At 70.0% G+C, this 25,330-nt stretch carries 20 protein-coding genes and 2 pseudogenes; 19 read left to right on the forward strand and 3 right to left on the reverse strand.

Annotated features, from left to right (window positions below; genetic code table 11):
• From aroC to aroB, 3 genes are all read left to right on the forward strand, one after another.
• A partial coding sequence (aroC, locus tag NT132_RS02165; RefSeq protein ID WP_297784096.1) for a chorismate synthase occupies positions 1 to 1,210 on the forward strand: 1,210 nt, incomplete at its 5' end.
• The gene (locus NT132_RS02170; RefSeq protein WP_297784099.1) at positions 1,207 to 1,737 is read left to right on the forward strand and encodes a shikimate kinase; all 531 of its coding nucleotides are present in this window, start codon (positions 1,207 to 1,209) and stop codon (positions 1,735 to 1,737) included. The genes aroC and NT132_RS02170, both read left to right, overlap by 4 nt.
• A complete protein-coding gene (gene aroB, locus NT132_RS02175) occupies positions 1,734 to 2,816 on the forward strand; it encodes a 3-dehydroquinate synthase (protein ID WP_297784104.1) in 1,083 nt (360 codons plus the stop codon). Before NT132_RS02170 ends, aroB begins: the two co-directional genes overlap by 4 nt.
• A gap of 54 nt (positions 2,817 to 2,870) precedes the next feature.
• Here the strand turns inward: aroB and NT132_RS02180 are convergent, their stop codons facing one another.
• From NT132_RS02180 to NT132_RS02190, 3 genes are all read right to left on the reverse strand, one after another.
• Complete coding sequence (locus tag NT132_RS02180) at positions 2,871 to 4,190, reverse strand: MFS transporter (RefSeq protein ID WP_297784108.1); 1,320 nt, start codon at positions 4,188 to 4,190, stop codon at positions 2,871 to 2,873.
• Between the two features lie 15 nt (positions 4,191 to 4,205).
• Positions 4,206 to 5,081, reverse strand: coding sequence for a shikimate dehydrogenase (locus NT132_RS02185; protein ID WP_297784111.1), 876 nt, complete (start codon positions 5,079 to 5,081; stop codon positions 4,206 to 4,208).
• Between the two features lie 171 nt (positions 5,082 to 5,252).
• Positions 5,253 to 5,885, reverse strand: a complete 633-nt coding sequence (locus NT132_RS02190) for a TetR/AcrR family transcriptional regulator (RefSeq protein ID WP_297784114.1) — start codon at positions 5,883 to 5,885, stop codon at positions 5,253 to 5,255.
• A gap of 58 nt (positions 5,886 to 5,943) precedes the next feature.
• On the opposite strand from NT132_RS02190, the gene NT132_RS02195 reads away from it, so the two are divergent.
• The 16 genes and pseudogenes from NT132_RS02195 (at position 5,944) to metK (ending at position 25,324) form a co-directional block, all read left to right on the forward strand.
• Positions 5,944 to 7,776 (forward strand): sugar phosphate isomerase/epimerase and 4-hydroxyphenylpyruvate domain-containing protein, encoded by a 1,833-nt coding sequence (locus tag NT132_RS02195; RefSeq protein ID WP_297784117.1) that lies wholly within the window; start codon positions 5,944 to 5,946, stop codon positions 7,774 to 7,776.
• A 10-nt stretch (positions 7,777 to 7,786) separates the two neighbouring features.
• The gene (gene aroQ / locus NT132_RS02200) at positions 7,787 to 8,245 is read left to right on the forward strand and encodes a type II 3-dehydroquinate dehydratase (RefSeq protein WP_297784120.1); all 459 of its coding nucleotides are present in this window, start codon (positions 7,787 to 7,789) and stop codon (positions 8,243 to 8,245) included.
• A gap of 139 nt (positions 8,246 to 8,384) precedes the next feature.
• Positions 8,385 to 8,945 (forward strand): elongation factor P, encoded by a 561-nt coding sequence (efp, locus tag NT132_RS02205; protein WP_297784123.1) that lies wholly within the window; start codon positions 8,385 to 8,387, stop codon positions 8,943 to 8,945.
• Between the two features lie 3 nt (positions 8,946 to 8,948).
• Complete coding sequence (nusB, locus tag NT132_RS02210) at positions 8,949 to 9,359, forward strand: transcription antitermination factor NusB (protein WP_297784126.1); 411 nt, start codon at positions 8,949 to 8,951, stop codon at positions 9,357 to 9,359.
• Between the two features lie 5 nt (positions 9,360 to 9,364).
• The gene (locus NT132_RS02215) at positions 9,365 to 12,331 is read left to right on the forward strand and encodes a DEAD/DEAH box helicase (RefSeq protein ID WP_297784129.1); all 2,967 of its coding nucleotides are present in this window, start codon (positions 9,365 to 9,367) and stop codon (positions 12,329 to 12,331) included.
• A gap of 80 nt (positions 12,332 to 12,411) precedes the next feature.
• On the forward strand, positions 12,412 to 13,986 hold the full coding sequence (locus NT132_RS02220; RefSeq protein WP_297784132.1) for a Rieske 2Fe-2S domain-containing protein: 1,575 nt from the start codon (positions 12,412 to 12,414) through the stop codon (positions 13,984 to 13,986).
• Positions 13,987 to 14,142: 156 nt separating this feature from the next.
• Positions 14,143 to 14,679: pseudogene (gene pyrR / locus NT132_RS02225) on the forward strand (bifunctional pyr operon transcriptional regulator/uracil phosphoribosyltransferase PyrR); the annotation flags it as partial.
• Positions 14,680 to 14,681: 2 nt separating this feature from the next.
• Positions 14,682 to 15,647, forward strand: coding sequence for an aspartate carbamoyltransferase catalytic subunit (locus NT132_RS02230; RefSeq protein WP_297784135.1), 966 nt, complete (start codon positions 14,682 to 14,684; stop codon positions 15,645 to 15,647).
• The gene (locus NT132_RS02235; RefSeq protein ID WP_297784138.1) at positions 15,644 to 16,954 is read left to right on the forward strand and encodes a dihydroorotase; all 1,311 of its coding nucleotides are present in this window, start codon (positions 15,644 to 15,646) and stop codon (positions 16,952 to 16,954) included. Before NT132_RS02230 ends, NT132_RS02235 begins: the two co-directional genes overlap by 4 nt.
• The gene (locus tag NT132_RS02240) at positions 16,951 to 17,463 is read left to right on the forward strand and encodes a hypothetical protein (RefSeq protein ID WP_297784141.1); all 513 of its coding nucleotides are present in this window, start codon (positions 16,951 to 16,953) and stop codon (positions 17,461 to 17,463) included. Before NT132_RS02235 ends, NT132_RS02240 begins: the two co-directional genes overlap by 4 nt.
• Positions 17,460 to 18,626: pseudogene (gene carA, locus NT132_RS02245) on the forward strand (glutamine-hydrolyzing carbamoyl-phosphate synthase small subunit). The gene NT132_RS02240 and the pseudogene carA overlap by 4 nt, the downstream one beginning before the upstream one ends.
• Positions 18,627 to 21,914, forward strand: coding sequence for a carbamoyl-phosphate synthase large subunit (carB, locus tag NT132_RS02250; RefSeq protein WP_297784144.1), 3,288 nt, complete (start codon positions 18,627 to 18,629; stop codon positions 21,912 to 21,914).
• Complete coding sequence (pyrF, locus tag NT132_RS02255; protein ID WP_297784147.1) at positions 21,911 to 22,771, forward strand: orotidine-5'-phosphate decarboxylase; 861 nt, start codon at positions 21,911 to 21,913, stop codon at positions 22,769 to 22,771. Before carB ends, pyrF begins: the two co-directional genes overlap by 4 nt.
• Positions 22,764 to 23,660: a guanylate kinase gene (gene gmk, locus NT132_RS02260; RefSeq protein WP_297784149.1), complete on the forward strand. Its 897-nt coding sequence runs from the start codon at positions 22,764 to 22,766 to the stop codon at positions 23,658 to 23,660. Before pyrF ends, gmk begins: the two co-directional genes overlap by 8 nt.
• A 118-nt stretch (positions 23,661 to 23,778) precedes the next feature.
• Complete coding sequence (gene rpoZ / locus NT132_RS02265) at positions 23,779 to 24,033, forward strand: DNA-directed RNA polymerase subunit omega (RefSeq protein ID WP_297784151.1); 255 nt, start codon at positions 23,779 to 23,781, stop codon at positions 24,031 to 24,033.
• A gap of 97 nt (positions 24,034 to 24,130) precedes the next feature.
• A complete protein-coding gene (gene metK, locus NT132_RS02270; RefSeq protein ID WP_297784154.1) occupies positions 24,131 to 25,324 on the forward strand; it encodes a methionine adenosyltransferase in 1,194 nt (397 codons plus the stop codon).
• Positions 25,325 to 25,330: the final 6 nt, after the last annotated feature.

A 25,330-nucleotide genomic window follows, 5' to 3' on the forward strand; every position in this document is an offset into this window, starting at 1 on the left:
CCGCGTGCTCACTGCCGGCGAATCGCACGGCCCCGAACTCGTCGCCATCATGGAGGGCCTGCCCGCCGGCGTTCCTGTCTCCCGCGCCGCGATCCAAGCGGATCTCGCCCGGCGCAAGCTCGGCTACGGTCGCGGCTCGCGGATGAAGTTCGAAGAGGACGAGCTCACGATCTCGTCCGGGGTACGGCACGGCTACTCGATGGGAAGCCCCATCGCTGTGCGCATCGGCAACACCGAATGGCCCAAGTGGGTCGAGGTGATGAGTGCCGAGCCGGCGGAGCTGACCGAACGTTCCCGCGGCCGCGGCGCCCCGCTCACCCGGCCCCGCCCCGGTCACGCCGACCTCGTCGGCATGCAGAAGTACGGATTCGACGAGGCCCGTCCCATCCTGGAGCGCGCGAGCGCTCGGGAGACCGCCGCCCGCGTGGCCCTCGGCGCCCTGGCGCGCGGCTTCCTGGGGGAGCTCGGCATCCGGCTCGTCAGCCACACCCTGTCGATCGGACCGGTGCGCGTCCCCGACGGCGCCGCGCTGCCACACCCGGATGACGTCGACACCCTCGACGCCGACCCGCTGCGGTGTTTCGACGCCGCCACCTCCGCCCTCATGGTCGCGGAGGTCGACGCCGCGAAGAAGGATGGCGACACTCTCGGCGGCATCGTCGAGGTGCTCGCCTACGGCCTCCCGCCGGGGCTCGGCTCGCACGTGCAGTGGGACCGCCGCCTCGACGCCAAGCTCGCGCAGGCGCTCATGAGCATCCAGGCCATCAAGGGGGTCGAGGTCGGTGACGGGTTCGAGACCACGCGTCGCCGAGGGTCCGCCGCCCACGACGAGCTCTTCGTCGCCGACGACGGCGTCACCCGCGGCAGCGACCGCGCCGGTGGCACCGAGGGCGGCATGTCGACGGGTACCGTGCTCCGCGTCCGCGCCGGCATGAAGCCGATCGCGACGATCCCGCACGCCCTGCGCACCGTCGACGTCGCCACCGGTGACACCGCATCCGCCCACCACCAGCGCTCCGACGTGTGCGCGGTGCCCGCTGCCGGCGTGGTCGCGGAGGCGATGGTCGCGGTGGTGCTGGCCGAGAGCGTGCTGGAGAAGTTCGGCGGCGACAACATCGCCGAGACCCGGCGGAACCTCGAGTCCTACCTCGCCGCCATCCCCGAGACGCTGCGGACCGCAACCGTCAGCGATCCCGGCCTGCCGGTATGACCGCACCCACGCCGTCGCTGGTGCTCGTGGGGCCTATGGGTGCCGGGAAGACCAGCATCGGCCGCCGTGTCGCGCGCACGCTCGGCGTGCCGTTCGTCGACACGGATGCGGCGATCGTCCGTGCCCACGGCCCCATTCCAGACCTCTTCCGCCACGAGGGCGAGGCCCGCTTCCGCGCCATCGAGCGCGAGACCGTCGCGCAGGCCCTCGCGGAACCCGGCGTAATCTCGCTCGGTGGGGGCGCCGTGCTCGATGAGCGCACCCGCGACGACCTGGCATCCCACCCTGTCGTGTTCCTGTCCGTCGCCCCGCAGGTCGTCTCGCACCGGATCGCAGGTGGCTCCCGGCCCCTCCTCGACGGCGGCGACCCGGTGGAGCAGTGGCAGCGCATCTTCGCCGAACGCAAACCCCTGTACGACGCCGTCGCCGACGTCGAATTCGACACCTCGCGCGGACCGCTCTCGGATGTGGTCGCGGCGATCGTCGCGTGGGCCCGGTCCCGCGCCGAAGGAGAGACCCCCGCATGAGCGAGCCCACCGTCATCACCGTCCCGGGAGACGCCCCCTACGACGTCACGATCGGGCGCGACCTGCTCGACCGGATCGGACCCGCGCTCGCCCCCACGGTCAAGAAGGTCCTCGTCGTGCACCCGCCGACTCTCGGCGCGCAGGCGGAGTCGCTGCGCGAGCGGCTCAGCGAGGGCGGCACCCGCGAGGTGCTGCTCGCCGAGATCCCTGATGCCGAGCAGGGGAAGCGGATCGAAGTGGCCGCGTTCTGCTGGCAGGTCCTCGGGCAGGCCGACTTCACCCGCACGGATGCCGTCGTCGGCTTCGGCGGCGGAGCGGTCACCGACCTCGCGGGCTTCGTCGCGGCCACCTGGCTCCGTGGTGTGCAGGTCGTCCTCGTCCCCACCACGGTCCTCGCGATGGTCGACGCCGCCGTCGGCGGGAAGACCGGGGTGAACACCGCCGAGGGGAAGAACCTCGTGGGGGCGTTCTGGCCGCCCCGCGCCGTCATCTGCGACCTCGCCTTCCTCGATTCGCTGTCGCCCAATGAGGCGCTGGCCGGGTTCGCCGAGGTGGTGAAGGCCGGTTTCATCTGGAGCCCCGAGATCCTCGAGCGCATCGAGGCCGAACCCGGGTCCATCGTCGATCCCGCATCCGCGTCCTTCCGCCGCTGCATGGAGCTGGCCGTGGAGATGAAGGCGCGCGTGGTGGGAGAGGACTTCCGCGAGGCGGGCCTCCGGGAGATCCTCAACTACGGGCACACCCTCGGCCACGCGATCGAGCACGCCGAGCGGTACCGCTGGCGCCACGGGGCCGCCGTCTCGGTCGGCATGATGTATGCCGCCGAACTGTCCCGCCTCGCCGGTCGCCTCTCGGACGACGCCGTCGACCGCCACCGTAACGTGCTCACGTCCCTCGGACTTCCCGTCTCGTACCGGGGCGGGGCATGGCCGACGCTGCTGGCGACCATGCAGCGTGACAAGAAGAGCCGCGGCGGGATGCTGCGCTTCATCGTGCTGGACGACATCGCGCGTCCGACCGTGTTGCAGGCGCCCGACGAGTCGCTGCTCTTCGCCGCGTATCAGGAGATCGCCGACTGACCCGGGCTGCGGGACCGTCGCACCGCACGGTCCCGCAGCCACCCCGCCGGATGATCAGGCGGGGACGGACGCCGCGGCGGCAGGCTTCAGGCCGAGTTCATCGGTCGGGACGGCCTTGGTCTCGCGAGCAGTCAGCGCACTACCGGCGGCGACCAGCGCGACGACGGCGGTGAAGATGCTGATCACGATCCAGCCGCCGGGTGCGACACCACCGAGCGCGGTGACGATGCTCGGCGCGAAGCCCGCGAGGAGGAATCCGAGCTGCGTGCCGATCGCCATCCCGGAGAACCGGACCCGGGTCGAGAACATCTCGGCGTAGAACGACGGCCAGACGGCGTTCGCCGCTGCATACCCGAACGAGAACGTGAGCACCGCGAGGACGAAGATCAGGATCGTGTTCCCGCTCGACATCGACAGCATGTAGAACGGCATGAGCACAGCGGAGGACAGCGCGCCGTACACGAACACGGGCTTCCGGCCGATCCGGTCGGCGAGACGTCCGAACAGCGGCTGGGTGCCGAGCGCGAAGATGTTGGCGACGACGACGAGCCACAGCGTCAGGCTCTCTGCGAGCCCCACCTCCTTGCCGTAGGCGAGAGCCAGGTTGCCGAACACGGTCGACACCGCGGCGATGAACGCGCAGCAGATGACCCGCACCACGTCGCGCCAATGGTCGCGCAGCAGGGGGATGAGCGGCATGCGGGCGATCGTGCCGGCAGCCTTCGCCTCTTCGAACGCGGGAGTCTCGTGCAGGCTCCGGCGGATGAAGTAGGCGACGAGAACGACGACGGCGCTCAGCCAGAACGGGATGCGCCACCCCCAGGTGAACTTGATGTCGTCGGGCAGGGCGACCACCGGGATGAAGATCAGGGCGGCGAGAATCTGGCCACCCTGGGTGCCTGTCAGGGTCCATGAGGTGAAGAACGCACGACGGTCGTCCGGCGCGTGCTCCAGCGTCAGCGACGACGCGCCCGCCTGCTCACCGGCGGCGGACAGGCCCTGCAGCAGCCGGCACAGCACCAGCAGGACCGGGGCGAACCAGCCGATCTGCGCGAAGCCGGGCAGGCAGCCGATGATGAACGTGGACACGCCCATCATCAGCAGCGTGAACATGAGCACTTTCTGCCGGCCGATCCGGTCGCCGAAATGGCCGAGGATGACTGCGCCGAAGGGGCGCGCGATGTACGCGAAACCGAAGGTCGCGAACGACATCACCAGGGCCGCCTGATCGCCGCTCGGGAAGAACACGACCGGGAAGATGAGGGCTGCGGCGGAGCCGAACAGGAAGAAGTCGTAATACTCGACGGCGCTTCCCATGAAGCTCGCGATCGCGGCCTTCACGGGAGTCTTCCGCGTCGTTGCGGGGCTGGACATCGGGGTAACTCCGTTTCAGATGAGGATCTCGTGGTCAGCCACGAGCCGGTGGAAATGGGCGGTCATGCGGTCGGCGTCGGGACGGACGCCGGTGATCAGCTCGAAGGCGTCGACGGCCTGGTAGACCGCCATCCGTCCGCCGTCGAGGGTGGGGCAGCCGGCGCTTCTGGCGGCGGCGACCAGGTCGGTCACGAGGGGACGGTAAACGATGTCGGCGACCCACAGGTCGGGGCGCAGCAGCTCGGCGGAGAATGGCATTCCCGGGTGCTCGGACATGCCGGTGGGGGTGCAGTGCACCACGCCGGATGCGGTCGCCAGCTCGTCGGCGAGTGCTTCCGTCGGCGCGATCCGCACGCTCACCCCGTGGCGCGCGGACAGGTCGTCGGCCAGGACACGGGCCCGGGCGACGTCCCTGTCGACCAGGGTGAGGGCGCCCACGCCACGGCGGAGGAGTGCGTCGGCAACGGCCGAGCCCGCCCCGCCCGCTCCGATCTGGACGACGCGGTCTGTCGGCGCGTCCGGCATGCCCGCGGTGAAGGCCCGCTCGAAACCGGTGGTGTCGGTGTTGTATCCGCGCCGGACGCCGTCATGGAAGAGCACCGTGTTGACGGCGCCGAGCGCCTGCGCAACGGGATCGATCTCGTCGAGGTGGGCCATGACTGCCTGCTTGCAGGGGTGGGTGATGTTCAGCGCGTCAAAGCCGAGCCGCTCGGCCCAGTCCACGATGTCGCCGATCCGGTCGACGTCCAGCCCGAGAACAGACATGTCGATGGGGCGGTAGAGGTAGGGAATGCCGAGGGCGGCCGCCTCCGTCATGTGCATCGGGGGAGTGAGGGACGGCATGACACCGTTGCCGACGAGTCCCACCAGGAAAGGATGCTCGTTCCGCATGGGACTCCTTCGCCCTGTCGTGCCGCGCATCGATGCGCCGCTCGGATATGCAATGTACTAACTAGTACGTCCAGATTGAACCACGGTGAGCGGACGCTGTCAACGCCCTGCGTGCGCGGTCAGCTGCCGGGCGCGGGCGGACCGCATCCGGGGCGAACGGCCTTCGATGCCTCAGCGGGCGGGGGAGGTGAGCCACCCGACGACGACGTCGCCGATGACGGATCGCAGATGGTCGCGCTGTGCGGGGTCGGTGAAGTCGACGTCGAAGAGATACCCGAACGTGTAGCGGTTGGCGACCTGGAAGACGCAGAAGGCGCTGATGACGAGGTGCACGTCGATCGCGTCGACGTCGGAGCGGAACGCGCCAGAGGCTCGGCCGCGGTCGAGGATCTCGTCGAGGAGCGTCTTCGCCGGCTGTGCGAGCTTTCGGAGGGCATCGATGCGGCGGATGAACTCCCCGCGGTGGATGTTCTCGATCGCGACGAGGCGAATGAAGGCGTCGTGGGTGACGTGGTGATCGAAGGTGAGCTGTGCGAGCTCCCGGATGGCCTGAATCGGGTCGGTGCGGTCGACGTCGATGCGACGCTCCGCCTCGCGGATGCCGAGATACGCGTTCTCCAGCACAGCGAGGTAGAGACCCTCTTTGCTGCCGAAGTAGTAATAGATCATCCGCTTCGTCGTGCGGGTGCGCTCCGCGATCTCATCGACGCGGGCGCCGGAGTACCCCGAATCCGCGAACACCTCCGTGGCGACGTCGAGGAGTTCGGAACGGGTTCGTTCGGCGTCGCGCTGGCGGGCTGGCACGTGCACAGGATATCTGAGGCATCGACCTGGTTATGTACCGCGTGGTACATTCCGGTCCATGAAGACCTCTATCGCCACCGTCTGCCTGTCGGGAAGTCTCCGCGACAAGCTTGCCGCCGCGTCGGCAGCGGGATTCGATGGGGTCGAGGTGTTCGAGCCCGACCTGGTCGCAGCGCCCGAGAGTCCAGAGGAGATCCGCGCCCTCGCAGACCGACTGTCGCTCACGCTCGACCTGTACCAGCCCATGCGCGACGTCGAGGGGGTCGACGAGGCCGAGTTCGCCCGCGTCCTGCACCGCGCGGAGGCGAAGTTCGCCCTCATGCAGCGACTCGGGATGGATCTCGTGCTGTGCTGCAGCAACGTGGCGACCGCGACCGTCGACGACGACGGGCACAGCGCGGCTCAGCTGCGCGCGCTCGGCGACGTCGCCGCACGCTACGGGGTGCGCATCGCGTTCGAGGCGCTCGCCTGGGGCCGGTACATCGACGACTACCGGCGCGCGTGGCGGGTCGTGAAACTCGCGGACCACCCCGCCGTGGGGGTGTGCCTGGACTCCTTCCACGTGCTCTCCCGGGGACACGATCCGGTCGAGATCGAACGCATCCCGGCGGAGAAGATCTTCTTCCTGCAGCTCGCCGACGCCCCAGCGCTGTCGATGGATGTGCTGTCGTGGAGCCGGCATCACCGGCTCTTCCCGGGCGAGGGGGCGTTCGACCTCGTCGGGTTCGTCGCCCATGTGCTGCGCGCCGGATACCGCGGTCCGCTCTCGCTCGAGGTGTTCAACGACACGTTCCGCCAGACGGACACGGCGCGCACCGCCGCGCACGCCCGCCGGTCGTTGCGGTGGCTGGAGGATGCGGTCGCCCGCCGCCTCGCGGAAGACGCGCCCGGTGCGGATGCGGTCGCCGCGCCGCCGCTGTCCCGGCTCACCGCCGTGACCCCGCCTCGTGGCTTCGACTTCGTGGAGATCACCGCCGAGGACACCTCGCCGATCGAGGCGCTGCTGCAGCAGGCGGGTTTCACCGCACGCGGGCGTCATCGCACGAAGCCCGTGACCCTGTGGTCGGCGGGGACGGCGCGGATCGTGCTGAACGAGCAGCACGCACGGGGGACCGCGCCGAGGCTCTCCGCGATCGGATTCGCGGTGGACGACCCGGCCGCGCAGTCGGCCCGCGCCCAGGAACTCGATACTCCCGCCGCGTACCGGCGCACCTATGCCGAGGAGGTCCCGTTGCCGGCGGTCGTCGCCCCTGACGGCACCGAGCTGTACTGGGCCGGGTACACCGAGGGTGAGCCGGACTGGGTGGTCGAGTTCGAGCACGGCGACCCGCTCCGCCCCACCGAGATCGGGGTGGTCGATCACCTCAGCCTGACCGAACCGTGGCAGGTCGTGGACGAGACCGTGCTCTTCTATCCGGCCGTGTTCGCCCTCGTCTCCGCGGGCTCCACCGACGTCCCGAGCCCCCGCGGGCTCGTGCAGTCGCGGGTGCTGTGCTCGCCCGACGGCGCCGTCCGCATCCCGCTGAACGTCGCGCCGCCGATCGTGGCCGAGCAGGGCCGCGCCGACGGCGCCCACCAGCATGTGGCCCTTCGCTGCCACGACATCGTCGCCCTCGCACGGCAGGCGCGTGATCGGGGCCTGCGTCCCCTCCGCATCCCCGCGAACTACTACGACGACCTCGCCGCCCGCTTCGACCTGCCGGCGGCGCAGATCGCTGAGTTGCGGGACCTCGACCTTGTCTACGACCGCGACGCGACGGGGGAGTACCTGCACTTCTACACCGCGACAGTGGGGCAGGTGTTCTTCGAATTCGTCGAACGCCGGGGCGCCTACGACGGGTACGGCGCCGGCAACGCGCCGGTGCGGCTGGCCGCGCAGGGCGTGGAGTAGCGTCGTGGGCGTGAGTACCCCGCGACGTCTCCTGCTGGTCAACGGCCCGAACCTGAACCTCCTCGGCATCCGCGAGCCCGGCGTGTACGGGCATGAGACGCTCGATGACGTCGTCCGGATCGCGACGGATGCTGCCGCATCCCACGGCTTCGAGATGCGGGCGGTGCAGAGCAACCACGAGGGCGTGCTGATCGACGCGATCCACGCCGCGCGGGAGGACTGCGCCGGCATCGTCATCAACCCCGGGGGGCTCACCCACACCTCCGTGGTGCTGCGTGACGCGCTGTCCGGTGTCGCGCTCCCGGTCGCGGAGGTACACATCTCCGACGTGTACGCGCGGGAGCCGTTCCGTCACCATTCCTACGTGCACGACGTCGCCGCGGTGCACGTCATCGGCGAGGGCGTGCCGGGCTATGCCTACGCGGTGAACCTCCTCGTCGACGTCATCACCGGACGTGCCGACGGGTGACTCCCCACCCGCGAAACTGCATCTGGGCGCCGAAACAGCGGGCTTACCCCGCTGTCTCGGCGTGCAGAAGCAGTCTCGCGGTTAGACTAGGGGGTCGGGCCACTCGGTCCCCTCGCAGACGAACGGAAACTCCACAGCCATGGCATCCACCGCAGACATCAAGAACGGCGTCGTCCTCAGCATCGACGGGCAGCTCTGGAACGTCGTGGAGTTCCAGCACGTCAAGCCCGGCAAGGGCGGCGCGTTCGTTCGCACGAAGCTCAAGAACGTCATGACCGGCAAGGTCATCGACCGCACGTTCAACGCCGGCGCCAAGGTCGACATCGAGAACGTCGACCGCCGCGACTTCACCTACCTGTACAACGACGGTGACATGTTCGTGTTCATGGATCAGGCCGACTACGACCAGATCAACATCCCGGCACCCACCGTCGGCAACGCCGCGAACTTCCTGCTGGAGAACCAGCCGGTCACCATCGCGCTGAACAACGGCCTCCCGCTCTACGTCGAGCTCCCCGCCTCCGTTGTGCTCGAGATCACCTACACCGAGCCGGGCCTGCAGGGCGACCGATCGTCCGCCGGTACCAAGCCCGCCACCGTCGAGACCGGCTACGAGATCCAGGTCCCGCTGTTCCTCGAGCAGGGCACCAAGGTCAAGGTCGACACCCGCACGGGTGACTACCTCGGCCGGGTCAACTGACGCGTGAGCGCTCGGAGCAAGGCGCGCAAGCGCGCCCTCGACATCCTCTTCCAGGCTGACGTGCGCGGCGAGAAGCCCGCCGTCATGCTCGCGGCGGAAGCCACTCGGGCGGCGAGCGAGCCCGCGCGTCAGGGGTCGTGGCTGTACGCCCGCGAGATCGTGGACGGCGTCATCGACAACCGCGACGAGATCGACGAGCAGATCGTCACGCACGCCCGTGACTGGAAGCTCGAGCGGATGCCGGCGGTCGACCGCGCCGTGCTCCGCATCGGCGTGTGGGAGATCCTCTTCAACGATGAGGTCCCCGAGGCCGTCGCGATCGATGAGGCCGTGGAGCTCGCCAAGGAGTTCTCCACCGACGACTCCGGTTCGTTCGTGCACGGGGTCCTCGGGCGCGTCGCCCGCACCCGCTGACCGCTGTGACCGACCCGTCGTCGTCATCGGCGGGGTCGGCCTCGCCCACGTGGCGATCGCTGCTGGAATCGTCCGCGGCGCCCACGGGCGCCCCGCTGGCGCTCGGGATAGCGGTGCGCCAGCGCACCCCGTACCGCGCCGACGACTGGGCGCCGCGCCGCGTCGAGACGGTCGACGCCCGCACGCTTGCCGGGCGCCGGGAGGAGCTCTCCCTCGGCATCCGGCCGCTGGTGCGCAGCGCCCGCTCGGACGCCTGGGTGAAGACCGGAGTGTCGTGGGATGCGGTCCGCCGGCCCACCGCCGGTTTCCATCCCGCCCACGCGCGCTGGTTCACCGAACTCGGCAGCATCCTGCTCGGCGCCCGCGCCGGCGGGCCGTGGGCGGATCCGGGGGAGTGGCTCACGCTGGATGCGGCCGAGTCGTCACTGCTGTGGCCGCATCTGCACGCGGCCGCAGAGCTCGGCATCCCGCTCGTGTCGACGTCGGCCGGACAGCACGTCACGCTCGGCCGCGAGGCGTCCGCCGAGATCACCGTCGACCGCGAGGATGAGGCCTTGCGGCTCCGCGCACGTGTCACGGTGGACGGGTCGCTGCTCGACCATCACGCGGTGCGCCCCCTCGGACACGTCGGCGTCTATGCCGCCGGCCTCGACCGCGACCCCGTCCCGGTGCTCCTGGCCCCGCTCGTGCTGCCCGACCCGGTGCACGCTCTGCTCACCCACGACGACGGACTCCTCGTGCCGGCCTCGGATCGTGACGCATTCCTCGTCGAGGGCCTGCCGCGACTGCGGCGCCGGGCGACCGTGACCGCGGCGCGGGACATCCCGCTGCGCCCGCCCGCCGAACCGGTCGCCGTGGTCACCACCACGTTCGGTGACGACGACGTCGACTACCGCATCGAATGGTCCTACCCCGGGCAATCCCGGTGGCCGTACCCGCCCGAACGCCACCCCGATCGTGATCCGGATGCGGAGGCCCTGATCCGGCACCGACTCACCACGGTGTGGCAGCGCGAGACCGAGGCGGACTTCGCCCCCTCGGGACGCCTCACGGGCATCGACGCCGCCGAGTTCGCGGCGCAGATCCTGCCCGCATGGGCGGAGCTCACCGGCGTCCGCATCGAGGGCAACGCACCCCGGCGCACCTACACCGAGCTCACCGGGAACCCGCGGATCCGCGTGACCACGGTCGAGACCGCGGATGCGGACTGGTTCGACCTCGGCATCCTCGTCTCGATCGACGGCCGGCCGATCCCGTTCGCCACGCTGATCGCGGCGCTCGTGCGGGGCAAACGCAAACTGCTGCTCTCCGACGGCGCCTACTTCTCGCTCACCCACCCCGCTCTCGACCGGCTCAAGGATCTGCTGGAGGAGGCGGGGGAGTTCGCGGAGTGGGAGACCGCGCCGCGGATCAGCCGGCACCAGACCGATCTCTGGGAGGAGTTCGAGGACCTCGCCGACGAATCCGAGACCGCTCTCGCGTGGCGGGAGCTAGCGACCGGCCTCCGCGACGCCGACGGCGCGCCCCGAACCGCGCCTCCCGCCGGCCTCCAGGCGCAGCTCCGGCCCTACCAGCAGGCCGGGTTCGACTGGCTCGCGTTCCTCTGGCGACACCGGCTCGGCGGCATCCTCGCGGACGACATGGGGCTCGGCAAGACGGTGCAGCTGCTGGCGCTGGCCGCCCACCTCCGCGAAACCGGCGAGAACGCGCCGCTCCTCGTCGTCGCCCCCACCTCGGTCGTGCCGACCTGGGCAGCGGAGGCCGCACGGTTCACCCCGGGCCTCCGGGTGCGGGTGGTCGGCGGCACCGCGGCGGCCACCGGCATCCGAGTGTCCGATCTCGTGGGGGAGGCAGACATCCTCCTCACGTCGTATGCGCTGGTGCGGCTCGACCGGGACGAATACGTCGCGCAACGATGGAGCGCCGTCATCCTCGACGAGGCGCAGTTCGTGAAGAACCCGCGCACGCGCCTCCACCGGGCGGTAGCCGATCTGCGCGCCGGCGCCGTGTTCGCGGCCACCGGCACGCCGCTCGAGAACAGCCTCACCGACCTGTGGTCGCTGCTCGCGCTCACCGCGCCCGGCTTGTTCGCCTCGGCACGCCGGTTTCGCGACGAGTACGTCACCCCCATCGAGCACGGCAAGGTGCCGGAGAACGCCGAGGAGGGTCCGTACCGGGCGGCGCGACTCGCGCGGCTGCGCCGCCGTATCCGTCCCCTTATGCTGCGCCGCACCAAGGACGTGGTGGCAGCCGACCTGCCGCCGCGCCAGGAGCTGGAGCTCCGCGTCACCCTCGACCCCGCGCACCGCGCGCTCTACGACACCGTGCTACAGCGCGAGCGGCAGAAGGTGCTGGGGTTGCTGGAGGATCTCGACCGTAACCGGTTCATCGTGTTCCGCTCGCTCACCCTGCTGCGGCTGATGAGCCTCGCCCCGGTGCTCGTCGACCCGGCACAGCGCCACGTCCCGGCGAGCAAGCTGGATGCCCTCCTCGACCGGCTCGTCGAGGTCGCCGCGGAAGGCCATCGGGCCCTCGTGTTCAGCCAGTTCACGTCGTTCCTGAAGCTCGCGGCGGAGCGACTGGATGCGGCCGGCATCGCGCACGTCTACCTCGACGGGTCGACGCGCCGCCGCGGGGACGTGGTGGAGGAGTTCCGTACCGGGACGGCACCCGCGTTCCTCATCAGTCTGAAGGCCGGCGGGTTCGGTCTGACCCTCACCGAAGCCGATTACGTGTTCGTGCTCGACCCGTGGTGGAACCCCGCCGCCGAGGCGCAGGCCGTCGACCGCGCGCACCGCATCGGACAGACGAAGTCCGTGATCGTGTACCGGATGATCGCCGCCGACACGATCGAGGAGAAGGTCGTCGCGCTGCAGCGGCGCAAGGCGCGCCTCTTCCAGGCCGTGGTCGACGACGACGCGCTGTTCTCGCAGGACCTGTCGGCCGACGACATCCGCGGGCTGCTGGACTGACGCATTCTCACGGCGCTGTTCACGGGCGATCCAGGTGGCCCCGCGTAGACTCGAAGATCGTTCGAGACGGAAGGAATCGCATGCGGATCACGGGCCTCGGCCACGCCGGCATGTTTATCGAGACGGCGGGCGGCAGCATCCTGTGCGACCCCGTCGTCGGGCCCTCGTTCTTCGGATCGTGGTTCCCGTTCCCGGACAACCGGGGGCTCGACTGGGAGCGGATCGGCGCCGACGCCGACTTCCTGTACATCTCGCACCGCCACCGCGACCACTTCGACCCGCAGCTGCTGCAGCGTTACGTGCGCCGCGACATCCCGGTACTGCTGCCGGACTATCCGACCGACGACCTCGAGACCGACCTGCGTGCCCTCGGGTTCGAGAACATCGTCTACACCCAGGCCGGCGTGCCGCTGGAGTACGACGGCGTGCGGATCATGGTCACCCCGCTCCGCGCCCCGAGCGACGGTCCGATCGGCGATTCGTCGCTGTCGGTCGACGACGGCACCGCATCCGTCCTGAACCAGAACGACTCGCATCCGCTGGACCTCGAGAAGCTCCTCACCTTCGGCACCCCGGATGCGTACTTCACCCAGGTCTCCGGGGCGATCTGGTGGCCGATGGTCTACGACCTGCCGCAGGATGCCAAGCAGAATTTCGCCCGGCTGAAGCGCGACGCGCAGAACAAGCGCGCGATGTATTACATCGACAAGGTCGGCGCCGAGCACGTGTTCCCGATGGCGGGCCCCCCGATGTTCCTGCGCGACGAGCTGTTCCGGTTCAACGGATACGGGCTCGAGGACGACTCGATCTTCACCGACCAGGCGCAGTTCCTGGAGCACATGGCCACGCAGTCGCCGGAGCAGAAGGGCTACCTGTTCGTGCCCGGCACGCAGGTCGACCTCGACCACCGCGACCTCACGATCACGCAGACCCTCTACACGGATGCGGAGATCGAGCGCATCTTCACCGACAAGTGGGGCTACCTCGAGGAGCAGCGGGCGAGCCGGCAGGCCGAGATCGCCGCGGAGGTGGCGACGCGCGCCGCGGTGCTGCCGCCCGCGGAGATGCTCGCCGCGATCAAGGAGTGGTGGGAGCCGCTGCTGCGTCGCGCCCGCACCATCCGCAACGGCGTCGGCGGCAACGTGCGCTTCCGCATCGGCGAGCTCGACATGGTCGTGGACTTCCCGAAAGCGAAGGTGCGCGAGTACGCCGGCGAGGACTGCATCTACTGGTACACGATCCCCGCCGACCTCGTCTCGACGAACATCGCCGACCACGAGATCGACTGGTCGAACTCGATCTTCCTGTCGATGCAGTTCGAGGTCGGCCGCAGCGGCAAGTTCAACGAGTTCCTCACCACGTTCCTCAAGTGCCTGTCGCGCGACCGGATCGAGTACGTGGAGAACTGGTACGCAGAGCAGTCCGATCAGACCGAGGATGCGGAGCTCGGCGACTGGATGGTGCAGCGCCGCTGCCCGCACCTGCGCGCGGACCTCACCAAGACCGGCAAGATCGAGGACGGCGTGCTCACCTGCTCGTTGCACGACTGGAAGTGGGATCTCGCCAGCGGTCGCTGCCTCACGACGCAGGGCCACCCCATCCGGTCCTCTCGCATCATCGAGACCGGTGCGCCGGCCGCCGTCGCCACGGTCTGACGCCGCATCCGCTGACGCCGCATCCGCTGCCTGACCCCGACTCGCGGGCAGCGGCGGGCGGCGGGCGGCGCGGGGCGGGGGATGCGGCACGGTAGAGTGGACGGCAACACCACAAGCAACCTTTAACACCGTCCCGAGAGGCGGAGAAGGGAGCGGCGGATGAGCACGCGTACCGTGCTGCATGAGGCCGACATCGCACGTGCCCTGACTCGGATCGCTCACGAGATCCTCGAGTCGAACCGCGGCCCCGACGACCTCGTCATCCTGGGTATCCCGACCCGCGGCGCGACGCTCGCCCACCGCATCGGTGCGCTCCTCGCCGACTTCGGCGGCACCACGGTCCCGGTCGGCGCCCTCGACGTCACGATGTACCGCGACGATCTCGCGCAGCATCCCACCCGCACCCCGCAGCGCACCGACATCCCCGCCGGCGGCATCGACGGCAAGACGGTCGTCCTCGTCGACGACGTCCTCTTCAGCGGCCGCAGCATCCGCGCCGCCCTCGATGCGCTCGGCGACATCGGCCGGCCCGCCGCGGTGCGCCTGGCAACGCTCGTCGATCGCGGACACCGGGAGCTCCCGATCCGCCCCGACTTCGTCGGCAAGAACCTGCCCAGCGCCCGCGACGAGCGCGTCAACGTGCGCCTCGCCGAGGTCGACGGCGAAGAGTTCGTCACGATCGAGGGGAGCTGAGGATGCGGCACCTGCTCGACACCAAGGACCTCACCCGTGAGGAGGCCATCCGGATCCTCGACGTCGCCGAGGACATGGCCGACACGCAGCAGCGCGAGGTGAAGAAGCTCCCGACGCTTCGCGGCAAGACCGTGGTGAACCTCTTCTTCGAGGACTCCACCCGCACCCGCATCTCGTTCGAAGCGGCCGCCAAGCGCCTCTCCGCGGACGTCATCAATTTCTCCGCCAAGGGCTCCTCGGTGTCCAAGGGGGAGTCGCTGCAGGACACCGCCCAGACCCTGCAGGCCATGGGCGCAGATGCGGTCGTCATCCGGCACCAGTCCTCCGGTGCCCCGCGCACCCTCGCCACGAGCGGCTGGATCACCGCCGGCGTCGTCAACGCCGGTGACGGCACGCACGCCCACCCCACTCAGGCGCTCCTGGACGCCTTCACGATCCGGAAGCGCTTCTTCGGTGCCGACAGCCGCGGCCGCGGTCTCGACGGCCTGTCGGTCACGATCGTCGGCGACATCCTGCACTCCCGCGTCGCCCGCTCGAACGTGTGGCTGCTCGACACCCTCGGAGCCCGGGTCACACTGGTCGGCCCGCCCACGCTCATCCCGCAGGACGTGTCGGCGTGGCCGGCGACCGTCGAATACGACCTGGATGCGGCCGTCGCCGCAGGTCCGGACGCGCTGATGATGCTCCGCATCCAGCTGGAGCGCATGAACGCCGCCTACTTCCCGACCGAGCGGGAGTACACCCGCGCCTGGGGACTGGACGCCGCGCGGCTGCGGGCCCTGCCTGCCGATAGCATTGTCATGCACCCCGGCCCCATGAACAGGGGACTGGAGATCTCGGCCGATGCGGCGGATTCGCCCCGGTCGACGGTGCTGGAGCAGGTGACAAACGGCGTCTCGATCCGGATGGCAGTGCTGTATCTGCTGCTGGCCGGCGGGCGCGGCGACGAGAAGGAGGAGGCACGATGAGCGAGAGCTTCCTCATCCGCGGGGCACGTCCGGAAGGGACGGATGCGGTCGACGTCCGGCTGCAGGACGGGATCATCGCCGAAATCGGCACCGGGCTGAGCGCCGGGGGTGCCACGGTCATCGACGCGGACGGACTCGTCGCCCTGCCCGGACTCGTCGATCTGCACACGCACCTGCGTGAACCCGGTTACGAGGCGAGTGAGACCGTGCTGTCCGGTTCCCGTGCGGGCGCCGCCGGCGGATTCACCGCGCTGTTCGCGATGCCCAACACGTCCCCGGTGGCCGACACAGCGGGCGTCGTCGAGCAGGAACTCGCCCTCGGCGAGGCCGCCGGCTACGTCACGGTGCAGCCCATCGGCGCGGTCACGGTCGGGCAGAAGGGCGAGCGCCTTGCGGAACTCGGCGCCATGGCCCGATCCCGCGCCCAGGTGCGCGTCTTCAGTGACGACGGCTTCTGCGTCTGGGACCCGCTCATCATGCGCCGCGCCCTCGAATACGTGAAGGCGTTCGACGGGGCCGTCGCCCAGCACGCGCAGGATCCCCGGCTCACCGAGGGCGCCCAGATGAACGAGGGCACCGTCTCGGCCGAGCTGGGACTCACCGGCTGGCCCGCGGTCGCCGAGGAATCGATCATCGCCCGCGACGTGCTCCTCGCCGAGCACGTCGGCTCCCGCCTGCACGTCTGCCACCTGTCCACGGCGGGTTCGGTCGACATCATCCGGTGGGCCAAGAAGCGCGGCGTGAACGTGACCGCCGAGGTCACCCCGCACCACCTGCTCCTCACCGAGGACCTCGCCCGCGGCTACGACGCCCGCTTCAAGGTCAACCCGCCGCTGCGGCGCGAAGAGGACGTCCTCGCGGTCCGTGAGGGCCTCGCTGACGGGACGATCGACATCGTCGCGACCGACCACGCCCCGCATCCCGCCGAGGCGAAGGCCTGCGAATGGTCCGCCGCGGCCAATGGCATGGTGGGCCTGGAGAGCGCCCTCCGCGTCGTGCAGCAGTCCATGGTCGACACCGGCCTACTCGACTGGGCCGACGTGGCACGCGTGCTCAGCCGCACCCCGGCCCGGATCGGCCGCCTGGCCGGCCACGGCCGTCCGATCGCGGTGGGCGAACCCGCCCACCTGACGCTGCACGACCCTGCGGCCGGCGGCGTCTTCACCCCCGAGGACCTGCACGGACGCAGCGCCAACTCCCCGTACCTGGGGCGCGAATTGCCGGGCCGTGTGGCCTGGACGTTCCACGGCGGCGTCGCGACCCTGCGCGATGGCGTCCTCACCGCCGCAGAGGAGATCGTCCGATGACCCGCGAAGCCGCCCTGACCCTCATGCTCGCCGTCGCGGTCCTGCTGATCGGACTCATGGCCTGGGGCTGGTGGCGACGATCCCGACGCGACGCCGGACTCGCCGCCCCGGCCGGCGACTTCCCCGCCGATGCGCACGTGCTCTCCGGTTTCCCCGGGCTCTACGTCGCCACCACGGCGCACGGCGATGCGCTCAACCGGCTCGCCGTGAAGGGCCTCGCCTTCCGCTCCCGCGGTACCGTCCTCGTGACGGATGCGGGAGTGGCTCTCGACCTCGCCGGCTCGCCGCGCGTGTTCGTCGCCGCCAGCCGGATCGTCGAGGTCGCCCAGGCGACCGTCGCGATCGACCGGGTCGTCGAACGGGACGGTCTCACGCGTCTCAGCTGGCACATCACCGACGACACGGTCGTCGACTCGTACTTCCGCCCCCAGGACACCTCCGCCCGCGCTCTCGCCGTCGCGATCGAGCCGCTGGTGCCCGCCCACGCCCCGACAGGAACCGACGCATGACCCTCTTCACCACCGACCCCGCCGTGCTCGTGCTCGAGGACGGCACCCGCCACGCCGGCCGCGCCTACGGTGCCCGCGGGACGACCCTGGGCGAGGTCGTCTTCTCGACCGGGATGACCGGCTACCAGGAGACGCTCACCGACCCGTCCTACGCCGGGCAGATCGTGCTGCAGACCGCGCCCCACATCGGCAACACCGGGATGAACGGGGAAGACACCGAGTCCCGTCGCATCTGGGTGGCCGGTTACATCGTCCGCGACCCGTCGCGGGTGGTGTCGAACTGGCGCAGCGAGCAGTCGCTCGACGACGCGCTGGAGGCCGACGGCATCGTCGGGATCAGCGGCATCGACACCCGCGCCGTGACCCGCCACATCCGCTCCGCCGGGTCCATGCGCGGCGGCATCTTCTCGGGCGCGGCGGCCGGGCTCGACCCGGAGGAGCAGCTGCGCCTCGTCCGCGAGGCGCCCGAGATGTCGGGCCTGAACCTCTCCGCGTCCGTCTCCGTGGATGTCGCCGAGGTGACCCCTGCCGCGGGGGAGCGGATCGGGAACCTGGCCGTCCTCGATCTCGGCGTGAAGCAGACGACCATCGACAACCTCGCCGCCCGCGGCTTCGAGGTGCATGTGCTGCCGCAGAGTGCCACGATCGACGAGATCCGGGCCGTCGACCCGGTCGCGGTGTTCTCGAGCTGCTGCGTGCCGTGCTCGATGACCGGCTGCCCTTCTTCGGTATCTGCTTCGGTAACCAGCTGCTCGGTCGCGCCCTCGGCTTCGGCACGTACAAGCTGCCCTTCGGTCACCGCGGCATCAACCAGCCGGTGCTCGACAAGACCACCGGCCGGGTGGAGATCACCGCACACAACCACGGCTTCGCCGTCGACGCCCCGCTGGACGGTCAGACCGACAGCCCGCACGGCTACGGCCGGGTCGAGGTCAGCCACGTCGGCCTCAACGACAACGTCGTCGAGGGCCTTCGCGCCCTCGACATCCCCGCCTTCTCGGTGCAGTACCACCCTCGACATCCCCGCCTTCTCGGTGCAGTACCACCCGGAGGCCGCGGCGGGTCCGCACGACGCCAACTACCTGTTCGACCGCTTCCGCGACATGGTGATCGCCGACGTGTCGAACCGCTCCGCTCGCTCCACGACTGAGGAACAGAAGTAAATGCCTAAGCGCGACGACATCAACTCCGTCCTGGTCATCGGCTCCGGCCCGATCGTCATCGGCCAGGCCGCCGAGTTCGACTACTCCGGCACCCAGGCGTGCCGGGTGCTGCGTGCCGAAGGCCTGCGCGTCATCCTCGTCAACCCGAACCCGGCGACGATCATGACCGACCCGGACTTCGCCGACGCGACCTACATCGAACCGATCACCCCCGAGGTGCTCGAGACGATCATCGCCAAGGAGAAGCCGGACGCGATCCTGCCGACGCTCGGCGGCCAGACCGCGCTGAACGCGGCGATCAAGCTCGACGAGCTCGGCATCCTCGCGAAGTACGACGTCGAGCTCATTGGCGCGAAGGTCGAGGCGATCCAGAAGGGCGAGGACCGCCAGATCTTCAAGCAGCTCGTTCTGGATGCCGGCGCCGATGTCGCGGCCTCCCGGATCGCGCACACCCTCGACGAGTGCCTCGCCGCCGCCGAGGAGCTCGGCTACCCGGTCGTGGTGCGCCCCTCATTCACCATGGGTGGCCTCGGTTCCGGCTTCGCCTACAACGAGCGGGACCTCCGCCGCATCGCCGGCGCCGGCCTGCACGACTCGCCCACCAGCGAGGTGCTGCTCGAGGAGTCGATCCTCGGGTGGAAGGAGTACGAGCTCGAGCTCATGCGCGACACCGCCGACAATACGGTCGTCGTCTGCTCGATCGAGAACGTCGACCCCGTCGGTGTGCACACCGGTGACTCCATCACGGTCGCCCCGGCCCTCACCCTCACCGACCGCGAGTACCAGAAGCTCCGCGACATCGGCATCGACATCATCCGCGCCGTCGGCGTCGACACCGGTGGCTGCAACATCCAGTTCGCCGTCGACCCCGAATCGGGCCGCATCATCGTCATCGAGATGAACCCGCGCGTGTCGCGCTCGTCGGCCCTCGCCTCCAAGGCCACCGGCTTCCCGATCGCGAAGATCGCCGCCAAGCTCGCCATCGGCTACCGACTGGATGAGATCCCCAACGACATCACCAAGGTCACCCCGGCGAGTTTCGAGCCGACCCTCGACTACGTCGTGGTGAAGGTGCCCCGGTTCAACTTCGAGAAGTTCCCGGCGGCGGACGCGACCCTCACCACCACCATGAAGTCGGTGGGTGAGGCGATGGCCATCGGCCGCAACTACGCCACGGCGCTGCAGAAGGCGCTCCGGTCGCTCGAGAAGCGCGGCTCCAGCTTCCACTGGGGCGAGGAGCCCCGCAGCATGGAAGAGCTGCTCGAGATCTCAAAGGTCCCCACCGACGGCCGGATCGTCGTGCTGCAGCAGGCGATGCGCAAGGGCGCCACAATTGAGCAGGCCTTCGAGGCCACCAAGATCGACCCGTGGTTCCTCGACCAGATCGAGCTGATCAACAGCGTCGCCGAGTTCGTCCGTGACGCCCCGGAGCTGGACGCGGCGACCCTCCGCATCGCGAAGGACCACGGCTTCAGCGACGCGCAGATCGCCGAACTCCGCGGTGACGCGGAGAGCGAGGTCCGGGGTGTGCGTCACGCCCTCGGTATCCGCCCGGTCTACAAGACGGTCGACACCTGTGCCGGGGAGTTCCCCGCGCTGACGCCGTACCACTACTCCAGCTACGATACCGAGACCGAGGTGGCCGCCTCGGAACGGACCAAGGTCGTCATCATCGGCTCCGGCCCGAACCGCATCGGCCAGGGCGTCGAGTTCGACTACTCCTGCGTGCACGCCTCGTTCGCGCTGTCCGACGCCGGGTACGAGACCATCATGGTCAACTGCAACCCGGAAACGGTGTCCACCGACTACGACACCAGCGACCGCCTCTACTTCGAGCCGCTCACGCTGGAGGACGTGCTCGAGATCCTGCACGCCGAATCGGCCTCCGGTGAGATCCTCGGTGTTGTGTGCCAGCTCGGCGGCCAGACCCCGCTCGGCCTTGCCAAGGGCATCGAGGACGCGGGCTACCGCATCCTCGGCACCAGCCCCGAGGCGATCGACCTCGCCGAGGAGCGCGAGCTCTTCGGGCGCCTTCTCGACGAGGCGGGCCTGGTCGCACCGCGCAGCGGCACCGCGATCGACGCGGACGGCGCGGTCGCCGTCGCCGAAGAGATCGGTTACCCGGTGCTCGTGCGCCCGAGCTTCGTTCTCGGCGGTCGCGGCATGGAGATCGTCTACGACACACCCAGCCTGCGCGACTACTTCGTCCGCATCGCCGACCAGGCGATCATCGGCGCCGGCAAGCCGCTGCTCGTCGACCGCTTCCTCGACGATGCCATCGAGATCGACGTCGACGCGCTCTACGACGGCACCGATCTCTACATCGGCGGCGTGATGGAGCACCTGGAGGAGGCCGGCATCCACTCCGGCGACTCCAGCTGCACCCTGCCGCCCATGTCGCTCGGCCGCACCGAGATCGACCGTGTCCGGGAAGCGACCCATGCGATCGCCAAGGGCGTGGGCGTCCGGGGCCTGCTGAACGTGCAGTTCGCCGTCAGCGCTGGTGTGCTCTACGTCATCGAGGCGAACCCCCGTGCCAGCCGCACGGTGCCGTTCGTCTCCAAGGCGCTCGGCATCCCGATGGCGAAGGCCGCCGCCCGCATCATGTCGGGCACGAGCATCGCCGACCTGATCGCCGAAGGGATGCTGCCGCCGGTTGACGGATCGCGCGTTCCGCTCGATGCCCCCGTCGCCGTCAAGGAGGCCGTGCTGCCGTTCAAGCGGTTCCGCACGGCCGACGGTGCGACCGTCGACTCGGTCCTCGGACCGGAGATGCGCTCCACCGGCGAGGTCATGGGCATCGACCTGGACTTCCCGACCGCCTTCGCGAAGAGCCAGGCCGCCGCGTACGGCGGGCTGCCGACGTCGGGCACCGTGTTCCTCTCGGTCGCGGACAGCGACAAGCGCGCCGTGATCCTGCCCGCTCACCGCCTGGCCGAGCTCGGTTTCCGGCTGTGCGCCACCGAGGGCACCGCCGAGATCCTGGCGCGCAACGGCATCCGGGTCGAGGTCGTCGCCAAGTACTCCGCCACGCAGGAGTCCGGTGAGCGGAACATCGTCGACCTCATCAACGCCGGTGAGATCGACATGGTGGTGAACACTCCCTCGGGTGGGTCCGCGCGGGCGGACGGCTACGAGATCCGTGCGGCTGCCGTCGCCGGGGACAAGGCGCTGTTCACGACGATGGCGGTCCTCGGTGCAGCGGTCAGCGCGCTGCCCGTGCTCCGTGAGGGCTTCTCCGTCCGGAGCCTGCAGGAGTACGCGGCCGACCGGGCAGGAGCGGCGTGACCTTCGGCGACTCCCTCCGCGAGACGCGCAACTCCTTCGGTCCGTTGTGCGTCGGCATCGACCCGCACGAGCATCTGTTGCGGGCCTGGGATCTCGAGGTGTCCGCCCGGGGCGTGCGCGAATTCGGTCTGCGGACGGTCGCTGCATCCGCCGGCCGGGTCGGCGTGGTGAAACCTCAGGTGTCGTTCTTCGAACGGTTCGGCTCCGCCGGATTCCAGGCGCTCGAGGCGGTCATGGCGGCCGCACGTGACGCCGGCCTTCTCGTCATCGCCGACGCCAAGCGCGGTGACATCGGGACCACGATGGACGGGTACACCGCCGCCTGGCTGTCTCCCGGTTCGCCGTTGGAGGCGGACGCGGTGACGGTCAGCCCCTACCTCGGCGCCGGATCGCTGCAGGCGACGTTCGCGTTCGCCCTGCAGCATGGCAAGGGGGTCTTCGTCCTCGCCGCGACCAGCAACCCGGAGGGACGCGTGCTGCAGCGCGCCGTCCCGCATGCCGGTGAGGGGCACGCCGGCTCCGTCGCCGCCGAGGTCGTCGAGACGGTGTCCGCCTGGACGCGCACGGCGGAACCGGATGCGGCACTGTCCTCGGTGGGCTTCGTCATCGGCGCGACCGTCGACCGGGCGGACGCGGGCCTGCCCGCACGCCTGTCGCCCGCGGCCCCCATCCTCGCCCCGGGCTTCGGTGCGCAGGGCGCGGAGCCGCGCGACCTGGCTCGCCTGTTCGGCCCGGACGCGCACGCCGTGATCGCGAGCGAGAGCCGCAGCATCCTTTCGGCCGGTCCCGATCCGGTGGCGCTGGCCGCCCGGATCGACGAGCGCCGCGCGCTGTACTCGGAGGATCAGCATGGTTGACGCTCAGCACCCGCCCGAGGTGGACCGCGCCGCGGCCTCCCGGAAGGCCGTGGAGGCGCGGCGCGCCCGGGCGAGCGTGAAGCGCGACCTCACCACCCGGGTCGTGACGCCGCAGGAGGTGCTCCGTCGCGCCGAGGCCGACCCGACCTCGGCCGCCGGCACGCTCCGCGTTCCCGACTTCCTCACCGCGTTGCCCGCGATCGGGCAGAGCAAGCGCGACCGCATCCTGGAGCAGCTCGGCATCTCGCCGGTGAAGCGGCTCGGGGGCCTGGGCGTGCGTCAGCGGGCATCGCTCCGGGAGTGGCTGGATGCGCGGATGCCGGAGCCCGAACCCCGGCCGCAGCGTAGCCGGCTGCTGGTGATGGCAGGCCCCACCGCCGTCGGCAAAGGCACCGTCGCCGCCCACATCAAGGAGCACCACCCCGAGATCCTGCTGTCGGTGTCCGCGACCACGCGCGCGCCGCGCCCGGGCGAGGTCGACGGTGAGCACTACTACTTCGTCGACGACGAGACTTTCGACGCCATGATCGCGTCCGGGGAGCTGCTCGAATACGCGACCGTGCACAACCGGCACCGCTACGGCACGCCGCGGGCGCCCATCGAGAAGGCGCTCCGCGAGGGCCGCACGGTGCTGCTGGAGATCGACCTGCAGGGCGCCCGTCAGGTGCGAGAGGCCGCGGCCGACGCCGCGCTGGTGTTCCTCCTGCCCCCGAGCTGGGACGAACTGGTGCAGCGGCTCGTGGGACGCGGCACCGAGGATGCGGAAGAGCGGGCGCGGCGGCTGAAGACCGCACGCCGCGAACTCGCCGCGCAGCACGAATTCGACTACCGGGTGGTCAACGCGGACGTGGCCGAGGCTGCCCGCGAGGTCGCCGCGCTCGCGCACTGACCCCGGACGAGGTCACCCGGCGCCGCACACTGTTAGAATCGGATAAGGCTTGCGCGCGTCGACCCTGATGCGCGCATCCGCCGTCTTCCACCGACATCCCGAACCAGGAGGTTCCGCCATGGCAGGGAACAATCAGGGCATCATCGACCCGCCGATCGACAGCCTCCTCGAGAAGGTCGACTCGAAGTACCAGCTGGTCATCTACGCATCCAAGCGGGCGCGCCAGATCAACGACTACTACTCCGACCTCCACGAGGGCAACCTGTTCGACAACGTCGGGCCGCTCGTCGACTCGACGATCGAGGACAAGCCGCTGACGATCGCGCTCCACGAGATCAACGAGGACAAGCTGCGCCTGCGCGCGGCTGAGTGACACCCTCACTTCCACTTCGTTTTGTGACGCGGCCCCGGCACCTGGTGTCCGGGGCTGCGGGCATAATGGCGGGCGTCCCGCCGATACTGGAGCACCGATGAGCGAGAAGCGCCTGTTCACGTCCGAGTCCGTCACGGAGGGGCATCCGGACAAGATCTGCGACCAGATCTCCGACTCGATCCTCGACGCGCTGCTCGCCGTCGACAAGGACAGCCGGGTCGCCGTGGAGACCCTCGTCACCACCGGGCTCGTGCACGTCGCCGGCGAGGTGCGCACCGAGGGGTACGTCGACATCCCGACGATCGTGCGCCAGGTCGTCAACCGGATCGGCTACACCTCCAGCGAGACCGGCTTCGACGGTGACTCGTGCGGAGTGAGCGTCTCGATCGGGGAACAGTCCACCGACATCGCGCACGGCGTCGACACGGCGCTCGAGCGCCGGGAGGACGGCTCATCCGACCCGCACGACGCGCAGGGTGCCGGCGACCAGGGCATCATGTTCGGTTACGCCACCACCGAGACGCCGCAGCTGATGCCGATGGCGATCTGGACGGCGCACCGCATCGCGGAACGTCTCACCGACGCCCGCCGGTCCGGTGCGCTGCCATTCCTGCGTCCCGACGGCAAGACCCAGGTCACCCTCGGGTACGACGGCAGCGTCCCGCGCACGGTCGAAACCGTGGTGCTGTCCACGCAGCACCAGCCCGACATCTCGCAGACCGCGCTTCGCGCCGCGGTGCAGGCGGAGGTCATCGAACCCGTCCTCGCCCAGACCGGCCTCGACCTGTCCGGGGTGGAGTTCTTCATCAACCCCGCCGGGCCGTTCGTCACCGGCGGGCCCAAGGGCGACGCCGGCCTCACCGGCCGCAAGATCATCATCGACACGTACGGCGGCGCCTCGCGCCACGGCGGCGGTGCGTTCAGCGGCAAGGACCCCTCCAAGGTCGACCGCTCCGCCGCGTACGCGATGCGCTGGGTCGCCAAGAACGCGGTCGCTGCGGGTCTCGCCGACCGGCTCGAGGTGCAAGTGGCCTACGCCATCGGTAAGGCGAAGCCCGTCGGGCTCTACGTCGAATCCTTCGGGACCGGGCACGTGTCGGACGACGTCATCACGCACGCCATCCTCGACGTGTTCGATCTGCGTCCCTCCGCGATCGTCGAGCGCCTCGACCTTCTCCGCCCGATTTACGCCCAGACCGCGGCCTACGGCCACTTCGGCCGCGAGCTGCCCGACTTCACCTGGGAGCGGCTGGACCGCGTCGACGAGCTCCGCGACGCCGCCGGGCTCTGAGCGCAG

This window comes from Microbacterium sp. (genome assembly GCF_026393345.1).
Taxonomy (GTDB): Bacteria; Actinomycetota; Actinomycetes; order Actinomycetales; family Microbacteriaceae; genus Microbacterium.

What these genes read in the sequence shown, in the direction of transcription:
- efp (WP_297784123.1), top strand. Translation starts at nt 8,385, where the DNA reads ATGGCATCCACCGCAGACATCAAGAACGGCGTCGTCCTCAGCATCGAC.
- carB (WP_297784144.1), top strand. Translation starts at nt 18,627, where the DNA reads ATGCCTAAGCGCGACGACATCAACTCCGTCCTGGTCATCGGCTCCGGC.
- NT132_RS02180 (WP_297784108.1), bottom strand. Translation starts at nt 4,190, where the DNA reads ATGTCCAGCCCCGCAACGACGCGGAAGACTCCCGTGAAGGCCGCGATC.
- NT132_RS02170 (WP_297784099.1), top strand. Translation starts at nt 1,207, where the DNA reads ATGACCGCACCCACGCCGTCGCTGGTGCTCGTGGGGCCTATGGGTGCC.
- gmk (WP_297784149.1), top strand. Translation starts at nt 22,764, where the DNA reads ATGGTTGACGCTCAGCACCCGCCCGAGGTGGACCGCGCCGCGGCCTCC.
- NT132_RS02220 (WP_297784132.1), top strand. Translation starts at nt 12,412, where the DNA reads ATGCGGATCACGGGCCTCGGCCACGCCGGCATGTTTATCGAGACGGCG.
- NT132_RS02235 (WP_297784138.1), top strand. Translation starts at nt 15,644, where the DNA reads ATGAGCGAGAGCTTCCTCATCCGCGGGGCACGTCCGGAAGGGACGGAT.
- NT132_RS02240 (WP_297784141.1), top strand. Translation starts at nt 16,951, where the DNA reads ATGACCCGCGAAGCCGCCCTGACCCTCATGCTCGCCGTCGCGGTCCTG.
- metK (WP_297784154.1), top strand. Translation starts at nt 24,131, where the DNA reads ATGAGCGAGAAGCGCCTGTTCACGTCCGAGTCCGTCACGGAGGGGCAT.
- NT132_RS02185 (WP_297784111.1), bottom strand. Translation starts at nt 5,081, where the DNA reads ATGCGGAACGAGCATCCTTTCCTGGTGGGACTCGTCGGCAACGGTGTC.
- NT132_RS02195 (WP_297784117.1), top strand. Translation starts at nt 5,944, where the DNA reads ATGAAGACCTCTATCGCCACCGTCTGCCTGTCGGGAAGTCTCCGCGAC.
- rpoZ (WP_297784151.1), top strand. Translation starts at nt 23,779, where the DNA reads ATGGCAGGGAACAATCAGGGCATCATCGACCCGCCGATCGACAGCCTC.
- NT132_RS02230 (WP_297784135.1), top strand. Translation starts at nt 14,682, where the DNA reads ATGCGGCACCTGCTCGACACCAAGGACCTCACCCGTGAGGAGGCCATC.
- aroB (WP_297784104.1), top strand. Translation starts at nt 1,734, where the DNA reads ATGAGCGAGCCCACCGTCATCACCGTCCCGGGAGACGCCCCCTACGAC.